The 16,161-nt window shown below is 72.2% G+C and carries 18 protein-coding genes; 8 read left to right on the top strand and 10 right to left on the bottom strand.

From position 1 onward, the window contains the following. Window position 1: 1 nt before the first annotated feature. Entirely contained in the window at window positions 2–475 is a 474-nt protein-coding gene (locus ACFRFH_RS04960; RefSeq protein WP_382461896.1) for an ATP-dependent zinc protease, read from the bottom strand. Window positions 476–500: 25 nt separating this feature from the next. On the opposite strand from ACFRFH_RS04960, the gene rimK reads away from it, so the two are divergent. Then, on the top strand, window positions 501–1,700 hold the full coding sequence (gene rimK, locus ACFRFH_RS04965; protein ID WP_382461897.1) for a 30S ribosomal protein S6--L-glutamate ligase: 1,200 nt from the start codon (window positions 501–503) through the stop codon (window positions 1,698–1,700). Window positions 1,701–1,703: 3 nt separating this feature from the next. On the opposite strand, the gene ACFRFH_RS04970 is transcribed toward rimK, so the two are convergent. Beyond that, complete coding sequence (locus tag ACFRFH_RS04970; protein WP_382461898.1) at window positions 1,704–2,645, bottom strand: hypothetical protein; 942 nt, start codon at window positions 2,643–2,645, stop codon at window positions 1,704–1,706. Window positions 2,646–2,766: 121 nt separating this feature from the next. Next, window positions 2,767–3,906 carry a low temperature requirement protein A gene (locus ACFRFH_RS04975; protein ID WP_382461899.1) on the bottom strand — a complete coding sequence of 380 codons (1,140 nt, stop codon included), beginning with the start codon at window positions 3,904–3,906 and terminating at the stop codon, window positions 2,767–2,769. Between the two features lie 41 nt (window positions 3,907–3,947). Between ACFRFH_RS04975 and ACFRFH_RS04980 the strand changes: the two genes are divergently transcribed. Beyond that, complete coding sequence (locus ACFRFH_RS04980) at window positions 3,948–4,940, top strand: aldo/keto reductase (RefSeq protein ID WP_382461900.1); 993 nt, start codon at window positions 3,948–3,950, stop codon at window positions 4,938–4,940. 69 nt (window positions 4,941–5,009) lie between these two features. Here ACFRFH_RS04980 and ACFRFH_RS04985 read toward each other — a convergent pair whose 3' ends face one another. After that, window positions 5,010–5,570: a TetR family transcriptional regulator gene (locus ACFRFH_RS04985; RefSeq protein WP_382461901.1), complete on the bottom strand. Its 561-nt coding sequence runs from the start codon at window positions 5,568–5,570 to the stop codon at window positions 5,010–5,012. A 112-nt stretch (window positions 5,571–5,682) separates the two neighbouring features. On the opposite strand from ACFRFH_RS04985, the gene ACFRFH_RS04990 reads away from it, so the two are divergent. Continuing rightward, window positions 5,683–6,609, top strand: coding sequence for an SDR family oxidoreductase (locus ACFRFH_RS04990; RefSeq protein ID WP_382461902.1), 927 nt, complete (start codon window positions 5,683–5,685; stop codon window positions 6,607–6,609). Here ACFRFH_RS04990 and ACFRFH_RS04995 read toward each other — a convergent pair. From ACFRFH_RS04995 to ACFRFH_RS05010, 4 genes are all read right to left on the bottom strand, one after another. After that, window positions 6,582–7,190 (bottom strand): hypothetical protein, encoded by a 609-nt coding sequence (locus tag ACFRFH_RS04995; protein ID WP_382461903.1) that lies wholly within the window; start codon window positions 7,188–7,190, stop codon window positions 6,582–6,584. The two genes, ACFRFH_RS04990 and ACFRFH_RS04995, sit on opposite strands and share 28 nt — an antisense overlap. A 9-nt stretch (window positions 7,191–7,199) precedes the next feature. Then, a complete protein-coding gene (locus ACFRFH_RS05000; protein WP_382461904.1) occupies window positions 7,200–8,624 on the bottom strand; it encodes a glutamate decarboxylase in 1,425 nt (474 codons plus the stop codon). A gap of 62 nt (window positions 8,625–8,686) precedes the next feature. Beyond that, window positions 8,687–9,076, bottom strand: coding sequence for an META domain-containing protein (locus ACFRFH_RS05005; protein WP_382461905.1), 390 nt, complete (start codon window positions 9,074–9,076; stop codon window positions 8,687–8,689). A gap of 101 nt (window positions 9,077–9,177) precedes the next feature. Continuing rightward, window positions 9,178–9,891 carry an esterase/lipase family protein gene (locus tag ACFRFH_RS05010; RefSeq protein WP_382461906.1) on the bottom strand — a complete coding sequence of 238 codons (714 nt, stop codon included), beginning with the start codon at window positions 9,889–9,891 and terminating at the stop codon, window positions 9,178–9,180. Between the two features lie 98 nt (window positions 9,892–9,989). Here ACFRFH_RS05010 and ACFRFH_RS05015 point away from each other — a divergent pair, with 98 nt between their 5' ends. Further along, window positions 9,990–10,166: a hypothetical protein gene (locus ACFRFH_RS05015; protein ID WP_345838911.1), complete on the top strand. Its 177-nt coding sequence runs from the start codon at window positions 9,990–9,992 to the stop codon at window positions 10,164–10,166. 29 nt (window positions 10,167–10,195) lie between these two features. After that, complete coding sequence (locus ACFRFH_RS05020) at window positions 10,196–10,378, top strand: hypothetical protein (protein ID WP_382461907.1); 183 nt, start codon at window positions 10,196–10,198, stop codon at window positions 10,376–10,378. A 91-nt stretch (window positions 10,379–10,469) separates the two neighbouring features. Here ACFRFH_RS05020 and ACFRFH_RS05025 read toward each other — a convergent pair whose 3' ends face one another. Next, complete coding sequence (locus ACFRFH_RS05025; RefSeq protein WP_382458678.1) at window positions 10,470–10,775, bottom strand: hypothetical protein; 306 nt, start codon at window positions 10,773–10,775, stop codon at window positions 10,470–10,472. Between the two features lie 234 nt (window positions 10,776–11,009). Here ACFRFH_RS05025 and ACFRFH_RS05030 point away from each other — a divergent pair, with 234 nt between their 5' ends. The 3 genes from ACFRFH_RS05030 to ACFRFH_RS05040 are packed head-to-tail and all read left to right on the top strand — an operon-like array spanning window position 11,010 to window position 15,143. After that, window positions 11,010–12,185, top strand: coding sequence for an imelysin family protein (locus tag ACFRFH_RS05030; protein WP_382461908.1), 1,176 nt, complete (start codon window positions 11,010–11,012; stop codon window positions 12,183–12,185). Further along, window positions 12,182–13,426: an iron uptake transporter deferrochelatase/peroxidase subunit gene (gene efeB, locus ACFRFH_RS05035; protein ID WP_382461909.1), complete on the top strand. Its 1,245-nt coding sequence runs from the start codon at window positions 12,182–12,184 to the stop codon at window positions 13,424–13,426. The genes ACFRFH_RS05030 and efeB overlap by 4 nt, the downstream gene beginning before the upstream one ends. Before the next feature lie 46 nt (window positions 13,427–13,472). Continuing rightward, window positions 13,473–15,143: a phospholipase C gene (locus tag ACFRFH_RS05040; RefSeq protein WP_382461910.1), complete on the top strand. Its 1,671-nt coding sequence runs from the start codon at window positions 13,473–13,475 to the stop codon at window positions 15,141–15,143. Window positions 15,144–15,235: 92 nt separating this feature from the next. On the opposite strand, the gene ACFRFH_RS05045 is transcribed toward ACFRFH_RS05040, so the two are convergent. Continuing rightward, on the bottom strand, window positions 15,236–16,129 hold the full coding sequence (locus ACFRFH_RS05045) for an alpha/beta hydrolase (RefSeq protein WP_382461911.1): 894 nt from the start codon (window positions 16,127–16,129) through the stop codon (window positions 15,236–15,238). Window positions 16,130–16,161 lie beyond the last annotated feature (32 nt).

Here is a 16,161-nt window from a genome sequence, read left to right on the forward strand (position 1 = left end):
GCTACGCCCTACCTCGGTTGCGGCGCCGGACATCCCGCGGCGCGCGGCCGGCGAGGAACGAGCGGCCCGGATCGACGACGAAGCCCTGCCGGAGGGCCTCCCGCCCCACGAGCATCCGGAAGCCCATCTGGTCTCGGTTGCTCAGCGTGGTCTCGGCGAGGACGGTCCGTCCGCCGAGCACGAGCTCCAGTAGCACGACGAAGCGGTCCTCGGCGTGACCCGACGAGCTGCGCACGACGCGGCGGTCGTGGATGGGGACCTCGACCACCGAGGCGTCGGTGTCGGCGTCCTGCCACGGGTGCACCGTGAACCGCACCCGGTCGCCGGGGAGCTCCTCCAGATCGAACGCGTGCAGCGCCGAGCTGCGGGCGCCGGTGTCGATCTTGACTTTGGTCCACGGAATGCCGATGCTGGGCAGGCTCGCCCATTCACGCCACCCCACGACGAGGGTGTTTGAATGGAGGTCACCGGCCATTCCCCTATCTTTGCAGGATCCATCGATGAAGCTCGCCATCCTCTCCCGCGCTCCGCACGCGTACTCGACCCAGCGGCTGCGTGCGGCCGCGCGCGACCGCGGCCACACCGTGAAGGTGCTCAACACCCTCCGTTTCGCGATCGACCTCTCCGGCCCCGAGCCCGACCTGCAGTACCGCGGCCGGCTACTATCCGACTACGACGCCGTCCTGCCGCGCATCGGCAACTCGATCACCTACTACGGCACGGCCGTCGTGCGTCAGTTCGAGCAGATGGACGTCTACACGCCCAACACGGCGAACGGCATCACCAACTCTCGTGACAAGCTGCGGGCCAACCAGATCCTGTCGCGGCACAACATCGGGATGCCGGCGACCACCTTCGTGAACAGCCGCGCCGACGTGCGGATGGCGATCGAGCAGGTCGGCGGCGCGCCCGTCGTCATCAAGCTGCTGGAGGGCACCCAGGGCATCGGCGTCATCCTCGCCCCGGAGGCGAAGATCGCCGAGTCGATCGTGGAGACGCTGCACTCGACCAAGCAGAACGTGCTCATCCAGAGCTTCATCTCGGAGAGCCGCGGCCGCGACATCCGCGCGCTCGTCGTCGGCGACCGGGTGGTCGCGGCGATGCGGCGGGTGGCGAGCGGCGACGAGTTCCGCTCCAACGTCCACCGCGGCGGCACGGTCGAGAAGGTCGAGCTGACGCCGGAGTACGAGGAGGCCGCGGTGCGGTCGGCCCAGATCATGGGTCTCCGCGTGGCCGGCGTCGACATGCTGGAGGGCCACGGCGGTCCGCTGGTGATGGAGGTCAACTCCTCGCCGGGCCTGGAGGGGATCGAGCGCGCGACCGGCCTCGACGTCGCGGGCGCGATCATCGACTTCATCTCCAACCAGGTGGCGTTCCCGGAGATCGACGTGCGCCAGCGGCTGACCGTCTCGCGCGGCTACGGCGTGGCCGAGCTGCTCGTGCACGGCGACGCGGACCTGATCGGCAAGACGATCAAGGAGTCCGGGCTGTGGGACCGCGACATCACGGTGCTCACGCTGCACCGCGGCGCCAACGTCATCCCGAACCCCCGCAGCGGCGTGGAGCTGCAGGCGGGCGACCGGCTGCTCTGCTTCGGCAAGCTGGAGGAGATGCGCTCGATGATCCCGGACCGGCGGAAGCGCCGCACCAAGGTGCGCCGCCTGCCGAAGGACCACATGGCGGAGGCCGCGTCGGCGTAGTCGCTAGGCCGAGCCGGCGTCCCACCAGCGCAGCACGCGCAGCGCCCGCAGGGTGATCCAGCGGCTCGGCATCCCCTCGTTGTCGCCGAAATCGAACCAGGCCGGGCCTTCGTGCCGGTTCTCCAGGCTCCAGAGCCCGTCGGCGTCGGCCTTGCCGCGCAGCAGCGCCACCGCCTCCGCGAGACGCGGGTCGCGGCGGTCGACGGCGCGGAAGTGCTCCAGGCCGCGCAGGATGTCGTGGAACCAGCGCACCGGGTTGCTGAGCATCGTCATCCGCGGGTCGGCCACCTCGCCGGTGCTCAGCCGGCGGAACAGGCCGCGCGCCAGGAGGTACTCCTCGCCGGTGCGCTGCGCGTCGGCCGTCGCCGTGTCGCCCCGGCCGGTCGCGTTCCAGGAGCCGAGGCCCTCCACCGCGCAGATGGTGGAGTGGAACGACGAGACCCGCGCGCCGTACTCGGCCCAGCAGTTCCAGGCGCCGTCGTCGAGCCGGCCGCCGGCGAGCGTGGCGGCGGCGTTCGAGCCGTCCTGGCCGAAGTAGGCGGCGAGCGCCAGCACCACGCCGTTGATGCACGGCTCGGTCTCGCCCTCGAAGTAGGGCTCGCCGGCGTGATCCCAGCGGACGTGGTCGCGCACATGGGAGACGGCCTCCAGCGCACGCGGGTGCGCGGGGTCGACGCCGAAGTCGGCGAGCTGCTGCAGGGTGAAGTGGGTGGCGGTCCACGCGTCGAAGAACGGGCGGTCCTCCTGTGCCCATCCCGGCCGGTAGACGCCGCCGTCCCAGCGGCCGTCCGGCCCTTGGGCGTCGAGGAGCCTCGCGCCCCAGCCCTCGGTCGCGACGCGGTCGCGCTCGGCGGCGACGGTCTCGTCAGAGGCGCCGGCGAGGTCGCGGAGCACCTGCCAGCGGATGCTCGGGTCGGAGTCGAGGAGCCACTCGATCGTGTCCATGTTCCGCATGCTACTCACCACCGCGGACACCCGTCCCGCGAAACGAGGGGACGCAACACGCCGCGTCGTCGCGCGGGAGGCGGCGTGTTGCGTCCCCCCGATGCTCGGTGCGGGGCGGCGCTCAGCGCCGGGAGCGCTCGGCCACCAGGACGAGGACGACGATGGCGATGAGCGCGGCGATGAGCGCGATGCCGGGCAGCTCGCCCGCCCGCAGGGGCAGCATCCACGCCGCGAGGAGGCCGGCCACGAGCGCGCCCGCAGCTCCGATGAGCCGGTACGCCCACGGCCCCAGCCGCAGCTCGCGGCGGTACTCCGCGTCGCCGACGAGGTAGACGGCGACACCGCCGGAGAGCAGCCAGGCCGCGGCCGGCGTGACCGGCGCGAAGGCGTCCTCCAGCGAGAGATGGAGGCCGGCAGCGACGCCGACGAGGCCGAACAGCATCACGAAGTGCGCGAGGTAGTACGCGGTGAGGGCGAGCGTCGTGCCACGCCGTCCGGACGCCCTCCCGAACGACTGCTCGGCCCGCTCGTCGTCGCCGGAGAAGTAGCACCACCACAGCGCCGCGACCATGGCGACCGTGGCCACCGCGCCGAGGACCACCTGCGGGCGGAGCCCCGACGCGCTCAGCCCGGCGCCGACCGACACGATGGACTCGCCGAACGCGATGATCATCAGGAGGCCGTGCCGCTCCACGAAGTGCGAGGCACCGAGTGCGAACGGACTCGACCGCGCCAGCAGCCCGCCCACCAGGAACAGCGCGAGCGGCGCGAGGAACAGCGCCCACTCCAGCCAGCCGGTCGCGTACCCGGAGGCGATCAGCAGCAGCGCCGCGAGAGCGTTCAGCGGCCCGACGCGCAGCATCACCCGCACCGAGCCGCGGCCTCCCCGGGCGATGAACAGCCCCGCGTGGATGATCACGACCGTCAGGTAGGCGACCCCGAACAGCACGCCCGACCCGGTGAACACGTCCGGGATGGCGAGCGACAGCACCAGGAACGCGGCCATCGCCGCGATCAGCAGCAGCCTGACCGGGACGGTGTCGGGCACGGCCTGGTTGGTGAGCCAGGCGAACGCGTCGTACATCCACCAGACGACCGCGAGGATGGCGGCGGCGCGCACGACCGACTCGACGCCGGGATGCTGCACGATGACGGCGGTGAGCTGCCCGATGGTGAACACGAACACCAGGTCGAAGAGCAGCTCGATCGTGGACACGCGCGACGCCACCCGCGCGATCCGGCCTCCGGTCACCCCGCTCACAGGGCAAAGGTAGCGGTGGGCGCGCCCTCTAGGCTGGCCCCATGCCCACTCCTTTCGTCGCCGATCCGGCGCGCTACGACTCGATGCCCTACCGCCGCGCGGGACGCAGCGGCCTCCAGCTCCCGCCGCTCTCGCTCGGGCTGTGGCAGAACTTCGGCACGGCGCGGTCGTTCGACACTCAGCGCGCCATCGTGCTGCGCGCCTTCGACCTGGGCGTGACGCACTTCGACCTCGCGAACAACTACGGGCCGCCTCCCGGCGCCGCCGAGGAGTTCTTCGGCCGCATCCTCGCCACCGACCTGAAGGCGTACCGGGACGAGATCGTGGTGTCGACCAAGGCCGGCTACCTGATGTGGCCGGGGCCGTACGGCGACTTCGGCTCGCGCAAGTACCTGCTGTCGTCGCTCGACCAGAGCCTGCGCCGGCTGGGCCTGGAGTACGTGGACGCGTTCTACCACCACCGACCTGACCCGCAGACGCCGCTCGAGGAGACGATGGGCGCGCTGACGACCGCCGTCGCCCAGGGCAAGGCGCTCTACACCGGCGTCTCGAACTACGACCCGGCGCAGACCACTGCGGCGGCGGCACTGCTCGCCGACGCCGGGACCCCGCTGCTGCTGCACCAGCCGCGCTACTCGATGTTCGACCGGCATGTGGAGGACGGCGCCCTGGCCGCGGTGGAGGCCGCGGGCGCCGCCGCGATCGTGTTCTCCCCGCTGGCCCAGGGGATGCTGACCGACCGGTACCTGAACGGTGTGCCGGAGGGTTCGCGTGCGGTCACGAGCGTGTTCCTGCACGAGTCGGACCTGACCGAGGGCGTGCTGACGAAGGTGCGCGCGCTCAACGACATCGCGGCAGGGCGCGGGCAGAGCCTGGCGCAGCTCGCGCTGCAGTGGGTGCTGCGGAACCCGGTGGTGGTGTCCGCGATCGTCGGGGCGAGCAGTGTGGCACAGCTGGAGCAGAACCTCGGCGCGGTGCACGCGCCGGCGCTGGAGGCCGACGAGCTGGCCGCGATCGACCGCGTGCTCGGCTAGGCCCACAGAGGGGTCGCGACATGCCGCTGTCCGCGACGCGTGGCGGCGTGTTGCGTCCCCCGTGGACGGCTAGGCGAGGGTCGGGAGCGTCGCGAGCGCCTCGTCGACGTGGGAGGCCAGCGTCGCGTCTGCGGGGCCGGCGATCCACTGGGCGAAGCCGACGTGGAACGCACCCACTGCGGCCTGCCCGGCGAGGCTGGCCGCGGGCTCCCGGACGCCGCGGGCGCGCAGGGCCTCCCCCGACGCGGCGGCGAGCGATGCCAGCTTGAGCAGCTCCCGCTCCTGCAGGCTCGGGTTCGCGGCGATGACGGCCGAGCGGCGGCGCGGGAAGTCCGCACCGCGGCTGTCGATCAGCGCCGCGGCCGCCCGCATCCCGGCGGCGGCCACCGCGAACGGCGGCGCATCGGAGGGCGCGGCGGCGATGGCGGCGAGCACGGCCTCCTGCATCACGGTCGATCCGGCGAAGAGCACCTCGCGCTTGTCGGCGTAGTGGCGGAAGAAGGTGCGCTCGGTGACGCCCGCGCGCTCGGCGATGTCGGCGACCGTGGTCCCCTCGAAGCCGCGCTCGGCGTACAGCTCGATGGCCGCCCTCTCCAGGCGGCCGCGCGCGTCCGGTGTCCAGCGTCCCACGGGACGAGTGTAGCCGGTTCCGGCCCGGTGATGACAGTTGCTGACATCGGTGCTATCGTGATGTCAGTCACTGACGACAGTCACTGACATCATCGACACCCGCAACGATCCCATGACTCGGGAGGTCATCCCCATGCGCGTCTTCGTCACTGGAGCATCCGGCTGGATCGGCTCCGCCGTCGTCCCCGAACTCCTCGCCGCCGGTCACCAGGTGACCGGCCTCGCCCGCTCGGAGGCGTCCGCCGAGCGCATCCGCGCCACCGGCGCGACCGCCGTCGCCGGCTCGCTCGACGACCTGGAGAGCATCCGCTCCGGCGCCGCGGCGTCCGACGCGGTCATCCACCTCGGCTTCAAGCACGACTTCTCCGACTACGCCGGCGCCGGCCGCACCGAGCGCGCCGTGGTCGCCACGATCGGCGACGAGCTCGCCGGCTCCGACCGGCCGTTCCTGTTCGCGTCCGGAATCGTGGCGCGTCCAGGCGAGCTGTTGACGGAGGATGTGCCCTCGCCCTACGTCGGCCCCGACGCCCCGCGCGGCGGCGGCGAGGCGTTCGCGTTCGAGTACGCCGACCGCGGTGTGCGGCCGGTCGCGCTGCGGTTCTCGCCGACCGTCCACGGCCGCGGCGACCACGGCTTCAGCGCCGAGCTGGTCCGCATCGCCCGCGAGAAGGGCGTCGCCGGGTACGTGGACGACGGGTCCAACCGCTGGCCGGCCGTCCACCGGCTCGACGCCGGACGCCTGGTCCGGCTCGCGCTGGAGCAGGCCACCCCGGCGGCGCGGGTGCACGCGGTCGGCGAGGAGGGCATCCCTGCGCGCGACATCGCGGCGGCGATCGGCGAGGGGCTCGGCCTGCCCGTGGAGTCCATCGCGCCGGAGGACGTGGACGCGCACTTCGGCTGGATCGGCCGGTTCTTCGGGATGGACATCCCTGCCTCCAGCGCGCTCACCCGCGAGCGCTATGGCTGGGCGCCGAGCGGGCCGACCCTGCTGGAGGACTTCGCCGCCGGCTCCTACTTCGAGGCCGTCGCCGCCCGCTGAGCGGCGGGCGCGGGCAGCAGGCCGAGCACGGCGGCGACGAGGAAGCACACCGCGCCGCCGACCGTGCCGACGCCCGTCCAGAACGGGCTGAGCAGGGTGTCGGTGCCGGGCAGCTCGAAGGCACCGACCGCCGCGAAGCCGAACAGCACGGAGCCGAGCAGGTTGAGCACGGCGCCGGCGCCATCCCGCCGCGACCCGCGTTGCCGGGCGACCGCCACCACGGCGATCAGGCTGGAGACCAGGAAGCAGATCGACCCGTAGGCGTCCGGCCGCCAGCCCGTGCCGCCGGCAGCGCCCGCGGGGACCGCCGCGGCGAGCGCGATCGTCGTGCTCGCGTTGAAGAACAGCGTCCCGACGAACTGGATGACGGACGAGCTCCGGTTCGGGACGCCGAGGGCCAGCCCCGCGCCGAGCGTGAAGAACACCGAGCCGACCACGAACACCACATTCGTGACGATCGCACCCAGCGCGGCCGCGACCGACGGCAGCGCGGCGAACGCGAAGCACGCCGCGCCGACCGCGAAGGAGGCGTCGGAGAGCAGGAGCCTCCTCCGCTCCCCGCCGCCTCCTCCGTCGCTCACGCCGGCTCGCTAGTGCGCGAAGTGCGTCCGCGTGCGCGCGGACTCCGTCGCCTTCGCTGCGACCGCGGTCGCCCCGGCCTTCTCCGCCTGCTCCCCCAGCTCGGCGACCACCGCGCGGATGTCGTTCACGAGGTCCTCGGCGAGGTCGGCGTTGAAGCCGTCGCGCACCACGATCCGCAGCACGGCGACGTCGGTCGCGTCGTCCGGCATCGTGTAGGCGGGCACCTGCCAGCCTCGGGCGCGCAGCTCGTGCGACACCTGGAAGACCGTGAACGGCGTGCCGTCCTTCAGCGCGAACGAGATGACCGGGATGGCGGAGCCGTCCGTGATGACCTCGATCGCCGGGTCCTCGGCGAGGCCCTTCGAGATGAGCAGCGCCGTGTCGCGCAGCGCCTCCATGATCGCGGTGAACCCGGCGCGGCCGAGCCGCACGAAGTTGTAGTACTGGCCGACGATCTGGTTGCCGGGGCGGGAGAAGTTCAGCGTGAACGTGGGCATGTCGCCGCCGAGGTAGTTCACCCGGAACACCAGGTCCTCCGGCAGGTGCTCCGCCGACCGCCACACCACGAACCCGATCCCGGGATAGGTGAGCCCGTACTTGTGCCCGCTGACGTTGATCGACACCACCCGCGGGAGGCGGAAGTCCCACTCCAGGTGCGGGTGCAGGAACGGGACGACGAAGCCTCCGCTCGCCGCGTCCACATGCACGGGCACGTCGGGCCCGCCCAATGCCGCGAGGGCGTCGAGTGCGTCGCAGATCGCCGCAATCGGCTCCAGCTCGCCGGTATAGGTGGTGCCGAGGATGCCGACGACGCCGATCGTGTTCTCGTCGACCGCCGCCGTGACTTGCTCCGGCGTGATGACGTACCGGCCCTTGGCGACCGGCAGGTACCGCGGCTCCACCTCGAAGTAGCGGCAGAACTTCTCCCAGACGACCTGCACGTTCGACCCGAGGACCAGGTTGGGCACGCCTCCCGGCTCGGAGCCTCCCGAGACCCCTGCCCGCCTGGCGCGCCAGCGCCACTTGAGCGCCAGGCCCCCGAGCATGACGGCCTCGCTCGACCCGATCGTCGCGGCCCCGGTCGGCTCGCCGGGCTCGGCGTGGAACAGGTCGGCGACGATGGACACGCAGCGGCGCTCCATCGCCGCGGTCGCCGGGTACTCGTCCTTGTCGATCATGTTCTTGTCGAACGCCTCGGCCATCAGGATCTCGGCCTCCGGGTCCATCCACGTCGTGACGAAGGTGGCGAGGTTGAGCCGCGAGCTGCCGTCGAGCAGCAGCTCGTCGTGGAGCAGCCGGTATGTGCTCGCCGGGTCGGTGGCGTCGTCCGGCAGGGTGGCCGGAGGGCTCTTCCGCGACAGGCGGCCGGTGTAGGCGGGGGCGAGCCGGGTGTCACCGCTCGCCGTCTGGATGTCTGACTCGAGCCGCGCCATGCGCCGCCCCTCTCTGCCTCGGCTCCGCCACGGGTCGGCGGCGCCTGTCTATCGGCAGCGGATCAGTTCGACTTGTCGAGCTTTCCGATCTCGTTGCCGCTGATGTCGTAGACGACCAGGGCGCTGCCCTTCGCCGTCCCGCTGGACGCCTTCGCCAGCCACTCGTCGACCCCCTGGCACGCCATCAGGGTGCTGGCGATCGGGCCGAAAGTGATGGTGTCGCCGTCGACGGAGCCCTTGCCGCTCAGACGGTTGCAGCCGTCCGTGCCGGAGAAGGCGCCGTCGTTCTCGATCGTGAGGTTCGGCTGCGACGCGGCCGTCGAGCCCCAGGTGCCGACGAGCGCCGCGCCGCTCGGGGTGCCGGCACAGCCGGCGAGGAGGGCGAGAGCCGCCGCTGTTGCGAAGCCACCGCCGATGAGACGAACCGGTGCGTGCCGGATCGTTCGCGTCATGTCGTTCTCCCCCTCTGCGGTCCGCCCGTTGCTGCGGGCCGCGTCACGAGGCGAGAATAACCGCGCGCGGCGAGCGCGCACCAGGGCCCTCACCCGGGATTTCATTCACTTGTGAGTTCGTCCACGAGCGCCAGAACGGCCGGGCTGCCGAGGATGCGGAAGTGGCCGCCGACCGGCATCCGGAGGTTGCGCGCGCCCGGCAGCGCGCAGCCTCCCGGGATGTGCGGGTCGTACCAGCCCCAGATCGACACGACGCGGCCGACGTCGGCGCCGTCGCCCGCCAGCTGCACCAGCTCGGGGTGGCCGGGCCGCAGCGCGCGCACGGCCGGGAACGGCACCAACGCCGCGAGCGGCGAGCCGTTGAACGGCGTGGCGATCGCGACCACGCGGCGGATGCGCGCCGACGCGTCCGGCCTCCCGAGCAGCAGGCGGGCGACGAGGCCGCCCTTGCTGTGCGCGACGACCGTCACACCGCTCAGGTGCTGCTCGCGCAGGTAGTGCTCCACCTGGTCGGCGGCCTCCGCGAGCGACATGCCCATGTGCCCCAGGGACGTGACGACGTGCACGGGATGGCCGGCGGCGTGGAGGCGGCGCGCCAGCGGGTGCAGGAACCGCCAGGTCTCGTAGATGCCGGGCAGCAGCACGATGGGCGCGCCCTCCCCGGCCTCGTCGACGAGCGCCTCGGGAGGGTCGTGGTCGAAGTTCGCCCGGAGCTGATGCCGGAGGACATACTCGTAGTCGGCGAGGAGCACGCCGGCCTTGCGGACGAAGAGCAGCGCGGCGCGGACCGGGCCGGGGCGCGCGTTCTCTTCCACAGGGTCAGCATCGCGCTGTCAGACCGCTCTTGCCAAGCTGCTGCTCTTGCCAAGCTCCCGCTCTTGCCAACCTCCGGGGCCGGGTGGATAGTTGCGGCATGGGCGATGTGATCGCATTCATCCTGTGCTTCGTGCTCTTCCTGGTGGGCCTCTTCCTGCTGGGCCTCGCGGACACGCTCCCCGCCTGGCAGGGGCTGGTGTTCTTCGCCGGGATCGTCTGCGTCGCGCTGTCGTTCGGCATCCCCGTGCACCTGCTCGGCCACTCCGAGCTCTAGGCGGACCGCCTGGCCCCTAGGGTGAGGGCATGATCGAGATCGACCCGACCGCGTCCGTCGCGCCCAGCACCGTCCTCACCGAGGACGCGACGCTCGGGCCGGGCGCACAGCAGGGCCTCGACTTCCCCGGCACCCTGTACGGCGTCCCTTGCGGCACATCGATGCGCGAGATCATGCGCAGTGCGAGCGCGGTCTACGACCCGCGGGCGTAGCCTCCGCGGGCGCGTCTACTCCCGTCGAGGGGCACGTAAACGCCCCTAAGACGCCGTTTTAGGGGCGTTTACGTGCCCTTCGGCGCTTCGACTACATGTCGGGAGGCGTGTGGACCCCGGCGTCGGCGCGGAAGCCGGCCGTGGCCTCCTCATACGTGGTGTGCTTCCGGGCGGGGTGGGACTCCGCGGGCGGCGGGACGTCGGCGCGGCTCAGCGCGTGCAGCACGAGCTGCTCGACCAGGTCGGCCGCAGTCGTCTCCCGATGGCGGGCGATGCGGACCAGGGCGGCGAACTCGCGCTCGCCGAGGCGGATCGTCAGGGGGATTCCTGCTGGCGCACGACCGGGGCCGTGAGCGCTCGCGGGCTCAGCGACATCAATAGCGTGAGAATCCTTCATGAATCGATCGTCTCATGGGCGCGCTCTCTTTTGAAGAACCCAAATCCACGAACGGTACGCGCAATTCGGATGGTGTCCAGTGGGACAGCCGTTCTGCTCGCGCACGATCGCCGATCACCCCCCGTTCGGGGCCGTGGCCGTGACGGTCGGGTGAACAGCGGATGAAGCACCCTCCGGGACGCACAGGCGGCTCCTAGGCTCGCTCCTGTCCACTCCTCAGGAGGCTCGTCGTCCATGTCCCAGCGCGCCCGGCTCACGGCGCTCTTCGGCGTACTGGCGGCCCTCGTCGTCGTGGCCGTGATCGTGGCCGTCGCGGCGCGGCCGGACGCCGTGCGGGCTGCGACCTCCTCGGAGGTCGAGGTCAATGCCGGGGCGGACGACTGCGGTCACGGCTGGGCCGACGACGGCCGGGCGCTCGGCGGAACGGTCTCCTTCGACGTCGCCAACCCGACGATCGCCGGCGTCGAGGTGTACCTCCAGGCGGTCGACTCGAAGAAGGTCTACCTCGACCTGGAGAGCATCGGCGCCGGCGCGCACGCGCACGCCCGCGTGGCGATCGGCTCCGGGCGGTACCGGTTCGTCTGCCTCCCCGCTGACGGCGACCCCGCGCACGGGCCGACGGTCCGGGTCGGACCGGCTCCGCCGGGCACGGCGCTCACCCCTGGGATGGTGCCGGTGACCCGCGCCGACCTCATCCCGCCGGCCAAGGCGTACGGCGCCTGGGTCGCCTCGCGCCTGCCCGCCCTGCGCCAGCAGGTGGCCGCCGTCGCGGCCGACGCCGAGGAGGGCGACTTACCGGCGGCGAAGCGCGACTGGCTGACCGCCCACACCACCTATGAGACGCTCGGCGCCGCCTACGGCGCGTTCGGCGCGGCCGGCGACGCGATCGACGGGCTGCCCGGCCACGGACTGACCGGCTTCCACGCCGTCGAGTCGCCGTTGTTCTCCGACGCGCCGGCGGCGGCCGTCGCCGGGCCGGCGCAGACGCTCGTCTCCGACGTCGACACCCTCCTCGCGCAATTCCCGAAGGCGCAGATCGACCCGGGCGACATGGGGCTGCGCGCGCACGAGATCGTGGAGGACGCGATCCGCGACGTGCTCGCCGGCGCGGCCGACGCCGGGTCGGGCACCGAGCTGGCCACGATCGACGCCAACCTGAGCGGCGCGGCCCAGGCACTGGCTCCGCTGCACGACATCCTCGCGGCGCGCTACCCGCAGCTCGCCGCGACGCAGCAGTCGATCGCCGCGACGCAGCAGCTCGTGGAGGGCTTCCGCGGCGCCGACGGGACCTGGACACGGCTGTCGGCGCTGACCACGGCCCAGCGCGAGCATGTCGACGCGGCGCTCAGCGAGACGGCAGAGCTGCTCGCGCCGGTCGCGGCCATCTGCGACCCGAGGAGGGAACCGTGACCGGGCTGGGGCGCAGGGACTTCCTCACCGCGGGCGCCGGCGCCGCGGCGGGGGCCGCCGTGGCAGGAGGTGCAGGCGCTGTGCTGGCGCCCGTCGCGGCGAGCGCGCACCCGGCTGCCGTGGCCCCGGCCGTCCGCGCGGGAGCTGTCCCATTCCACGGCGAGCACCAGCAGGGCATCCTCACGCCGGTGCAGCGCTCGGCCGCGTTCGTCGCGCTCGACGTGACAGCGGCCTCCCGCGCCGAGCTCGCCGACCTGCTCAAGACGATCACCGAGCGCGCACGCTTCCTGACCACCGGAGGCACCCCTCCCGACCCCGGGCTGACTGCGCCGCCGCGCGACTCCGGCGTCCTCGGCCCCACGGTCGTGCCGGACGGGCTCACCGTCACACTCTCGGCGGGGGCCTCCCTCTTCGACGGCCGCTACGGACTCGCGTCCGCCAAGCCTGCGCAGTTGCGGACCATGGACGAGTTCCCCGACGACTCCCTCCGCCGCGAGGTCTGCGACGGCGACCTCCTGCTGCAGGTCTGCGCGGACGACCGGGACGCGGTCACGCACGCGGTCCGCGAGATCGCGCGGGCGACCCGCGGCGGGATGGGCGTGCGCTGGCGGCAGGACGGCTTCGTCTCCCCGCCGCGGCCCAGCGGCACACCGCGCAACCTGATGGGCTTCAAGGACGGCACGAGCAACCCGGACGTCCACGACGCCGCCTTGATGAAGCAGCTGGTGTGGGCGCAGGGGACGGGACGCGAGCCCTCCTGGACCGCCGGCGGCAGCTACCACGTCGTCCGCGTGATCCGGATGCTGGTCGAGTTCTGGGACCGGGTGAACCTGCACGAGCAGGAGAACATGATCGGCCGCCGGCGCGACACGGGGGCGCCGCTCACGGCCTCCGCCGAGCACGACGACCCGCACTACGAGAACGACCCGACCGGCGACGTCATCCAGCTCGACGCCCACATCCGCCTCGCCAACCCGCGCACGGCGGCGAGCGCCGGCCAGCGGATGCTGCGCCGCGCGTACAACTACGACGGCGGCGTCGACGCCAACGGCACGCTCGACATGGGACTCGTCTTCGTCGCCTTCAACCAGGACCTCGACCGGCAGTTCGTGGCCGTGCAGAAGCGGCTCGCCGGCGAGCCGCTGACGGACTACATCCGGCCGTTCGGCGGCGGCTACTACTTCGCGCTCCCCGGAGCCCGCGACTCCTCCGACTGGCTCGGGCGCAGCATGCTCGCGTGAGCCGGAGGCATCAGGAAACACCCACCGACAGAAGGAAGCAGAAATCGTGTCCAGACTCTCTCGTCTGCGCCGCCGTCCGGTCGCCTCGGCCGGGCTGGCGCTGCTCGGCGCGGCGACCCTCGTGGGAGCCGGCGTCCTCGCCATGGCCCCCGCGTCGGCGTTCCCGGCCCACGGGACCCCCGACCACTCCAACCAGACCCAGACCCCGATCAAGCACCTCGTCGTGATCTTCGACGAGAACATCTCCTTCGACCACTACTTCGGCACCTACCCGAAGGCCGCCAACACGGACGGCACGACGTTCACCGCCGCCGCAGGAACCCCCGCCGTGAACACGCTCGCCAGCAGCGGGACCCTCACCAACAACCCGAACCTCTACGCCCCGCAGCGGCTGACCCCGTCGCAGGCCCTCACCTGCGACCAGAACCACGGGTACGCCGCCGAGCAGGCCGCGGTGGACAACGGCAAGATGGACATGTTCGTCCAGAAGACCGAGACCGACACCTGCACCGGCGCGTTCGGGCAGCCGGGCCTGGTCATGGACTATTACGACGGCAACACCGTCACCGGGCTGTGGAACTACGCGCAGAACTACTCGATGAGCGACAACATGTGGGACACCACGTTCGGCCCGTCGACCCCCGGCGCGCTCAACCTGATCTCGGGCCAGACCCACGGCGGCACCGCCTACGACCCGAAGACCGGGGCGGTCCTCCCGGCCTCCACGTCGGTCGTGTCGAAGAACGCCGCGGGCGTCGGCACCGTGATCGGCGACCCCGACCCGGTGTACGACGACTGCTCGGGCAGCGACCACACCTCCACCTCGGCGCTGGTCGGCATGGCCGGCAAGAACGTCGGCGACCTGCTCAACTCGCGCGGCGTCAGCTGGGGCTGGTTCCAGGGCGGCTTCACGCCGACCACCGCGTGGAACGGCCAGGCCGGCAGCTACGCCAAGTGCGACGCGACCACCGCGAACATCGGCGGCGCGACGCCGAAGGACTACTCGCCGCACCACAACCCGTTCTCGTACTACAAGTCCACGTCGAACCCGCACCACCTCCCGCCGACGTCGACCCAGGCGATCGGTCACACCGACCAGGCGAACCACCAGTACGACCTGACCTCGTTCGACAAGGCCGTGGCGGCGAACAACCTCCCGGCTGTCTCGTTCCTCAAGGCCCCGGAGGCCCAGGACGGCCACGCCGCCTACTCCGACCCGCTGGACGAGCAGAAGTTCCTCGTCAACGAGATCAACGCCCTCCAGAAGTCGAAGGACTGGAAGAGCACCGCTGTTGTCGTCACGTACGACGACTCGGACGGCTGGTACGACCACGTCGCGCCGACCGTGGCCAACGGCTCGAACGACGCGGCCGTCGACTCCACGGTCTGCACCAACCAGACGAAGATCGCGGGCGGCTACGCGGACCGCTGCGGCCCGAGCCAGCGCCTGCCGTTCCTCGTGGTCTCGCCGTGGGCCGCGCAGAACACGGTCGACCACACTGCGATCGAGCAGACCAGCCCGCTGAAGTTCATCGAGGACAACTGGGGCACGGGCCGGATCGGCGACGCGTCCTTCGACGCCCGCGCCGGCTCACTGAACGGGCTGTTCGACTGGAAGCACCCGCAGCAGCGCGAGGTGCTGCTCGACCCGGCCTCCGGCGCCGTCACGCAGGTCGTGCCCACGCACGGCCGCAGCGGCAACGCCGACGGCGAGTAACCCATAACGCGAGGGGCACGTTGTTGTCACTTTTCCGCCAGGAAAGTGACAACGACGTGCCCCTCGTCATTGGATATGCCGCGCGCGGGGGGTTAGGGAAAGTGGGATGCGGTGAACGCGAGCTGGGCGGGCGCCTCGCGCCGCCAGTAGTCGAGGTCGTGGCCTCCCGGGGTGAAGCCGCCGGCCGGCCGCGGGTGGAGGCCGGCGACGTAATCCTGGACGTTCGGGCAGAACCCGTCTCCCGTGCCGCAGTCGACCCGCAGCGGGATGCCGGCGAGCGCCGCCTCGTGCCCGAACGGCGTGTTCGCGGCGAAGTCGGCTGCACCGTCGAACGCGCCGTGGGCGGCCTCCTTCGCGGTGTGCCAGATCGCCGGGCTCTCCGCCACCACCGACGCGACGCGCGCGGGGCCCAGCGCGCCGGTGAGGTGGAGGGCGCCGTAGCCGCCCATCGACCAGCCCAGGAAGGCGACCTTCGTCGTGTCCAGCCCGGCCTTCGCCAGGAGCGGGACGAACTCGTCGGTCAGCATCGCGCCCGCGTCCTCCCCGGTGGCGCGGCGATGCCAGTAGGTGTTGCCGCCGTCCGCCGACGCGACGGCGAACGGGCGCGCGCCGTGCTGCACGGCCTGGGCGAGGAAGCGGTCGAGCCCGAGTCCGGAGCCGAACGCCGCGCGGTGGTCGCCCCCGAAGCCGTGCAGCGCGATCAGCACCGGGAGGGCGTCGCCCGGCTTCGACCCCGGCGGGTAGCTCACGGTCCAGCCGACGGTCGCGCCGAGTCGCGCGGCGGAGACGAACGAACCGCTGACGGCCGGGCCGGGAGCGACGTCGGGAATGCGACCGGGCGTGCCGTTCAGGCCCAGGAGCCGGTGCAGCTCCGAGCGGCCGGGCAGGATCCGCTCCTCCACGGCGAACGCCGTTCCCCCGCCGAGGATGCCGAGGGCGGCGACACCGATCCCGGCCCCGATCAGGGTGCGACGCGCGACGCTCATGCGCTCACCCTAACGGCGCTTGACCCTCACAC

This window comes from Leifsonia sp. NPDC056824, assembly GCF_042789575.1.
Classification (GTDB): Bacteria; Actinomycetota; Actinomycetes; order Actinomycetales; family Microbacteriaceae; genus Leifsonia.

Coding starts and splice junctions, on each gene's coding strand:
- ACFRFH_RS04960 (WP_382461896.1), bottom strand. CDS start 475: ATGGCCGGTGACCTCCATTCAAACACCCTCGTCGTGGGGTGGCGTGAA.
- rimK (WP_382461897.1), top strand. CDS start 501: ATGAAGCTCGCCATCCTCTCCCGCGCTCCGCACGCGTACTCGACCCAG.
- ACFRFH_RS04970 (WP_382461898.1), bottom strand. CDS start 2,645: ATGGACACGATCGAGTGGCTCCTCGACTCCGACCCGAGCATCCGCTGG.
- ACFRFH_RS04980 (WP_382461900.1), top strand. CDS start 3,948: ATGCCCACTCCTTTCGTCGCCGATCCGGCGCGCTACGACTCGATGCCC.
- ACFRFH_RS04990 (WP_382461902.1), top strand. CDS start 5,683: ATGACTCGGGAGGTCATCCCCATGCGCGTCTTCGTCACTGGAGCATCC.
- ACFRFH_RS05000 (WP_382461904.1), bottom strand. CDS start 8,624: ATGGCGCGGCTCGAGTCAGACATCCAGACGGCGAGCGGTGACACCCGG.
- ACFRFH_RS05005 (WP_382461905.1), bottom strand. CDS start 9,076: ATGACGCGAACGATCCGGCACGCACCGGTTCGTCTCATCGGCGGTGGC.
- ACFRFH_RS05015 (WP_345838911.1), top strand. CDS start 9,990: ATGGGCGATGTGATCGCATTCATCCTGTGCTTCGTGCTCTTCCTGGTG.
- ACFRFH_RS05020 (WP_382461907.1), top strand. CDS start 10,196: ATGATCGAGATCGACCCGACCGCGTCCGTCGCGCCCAGCACCGTCCTC.
- ACFRFH_RS05025 (WP_382458678.1), bottom strand. CDS start 10,775: ATGAAGGATTCTCACGCTATTGATGTCGCTGAGCCCGCGAGCGCTCAC.
- ACFRFH_RS05030 (WP_382461908.1), top strand. CDS start 11,010: ATGTCCCAGCGCGCCCGGCTCACGGCGCTCTTCGGCGTACTGGCGGCC.
- ACFRFH_RS05045 (WP_382461911.1), bottom strand. CDS start 16,129: ATGAGCGTCGCGCGTCGCACCCTGATCGGGGCCGGGATCGGTGTCGCC.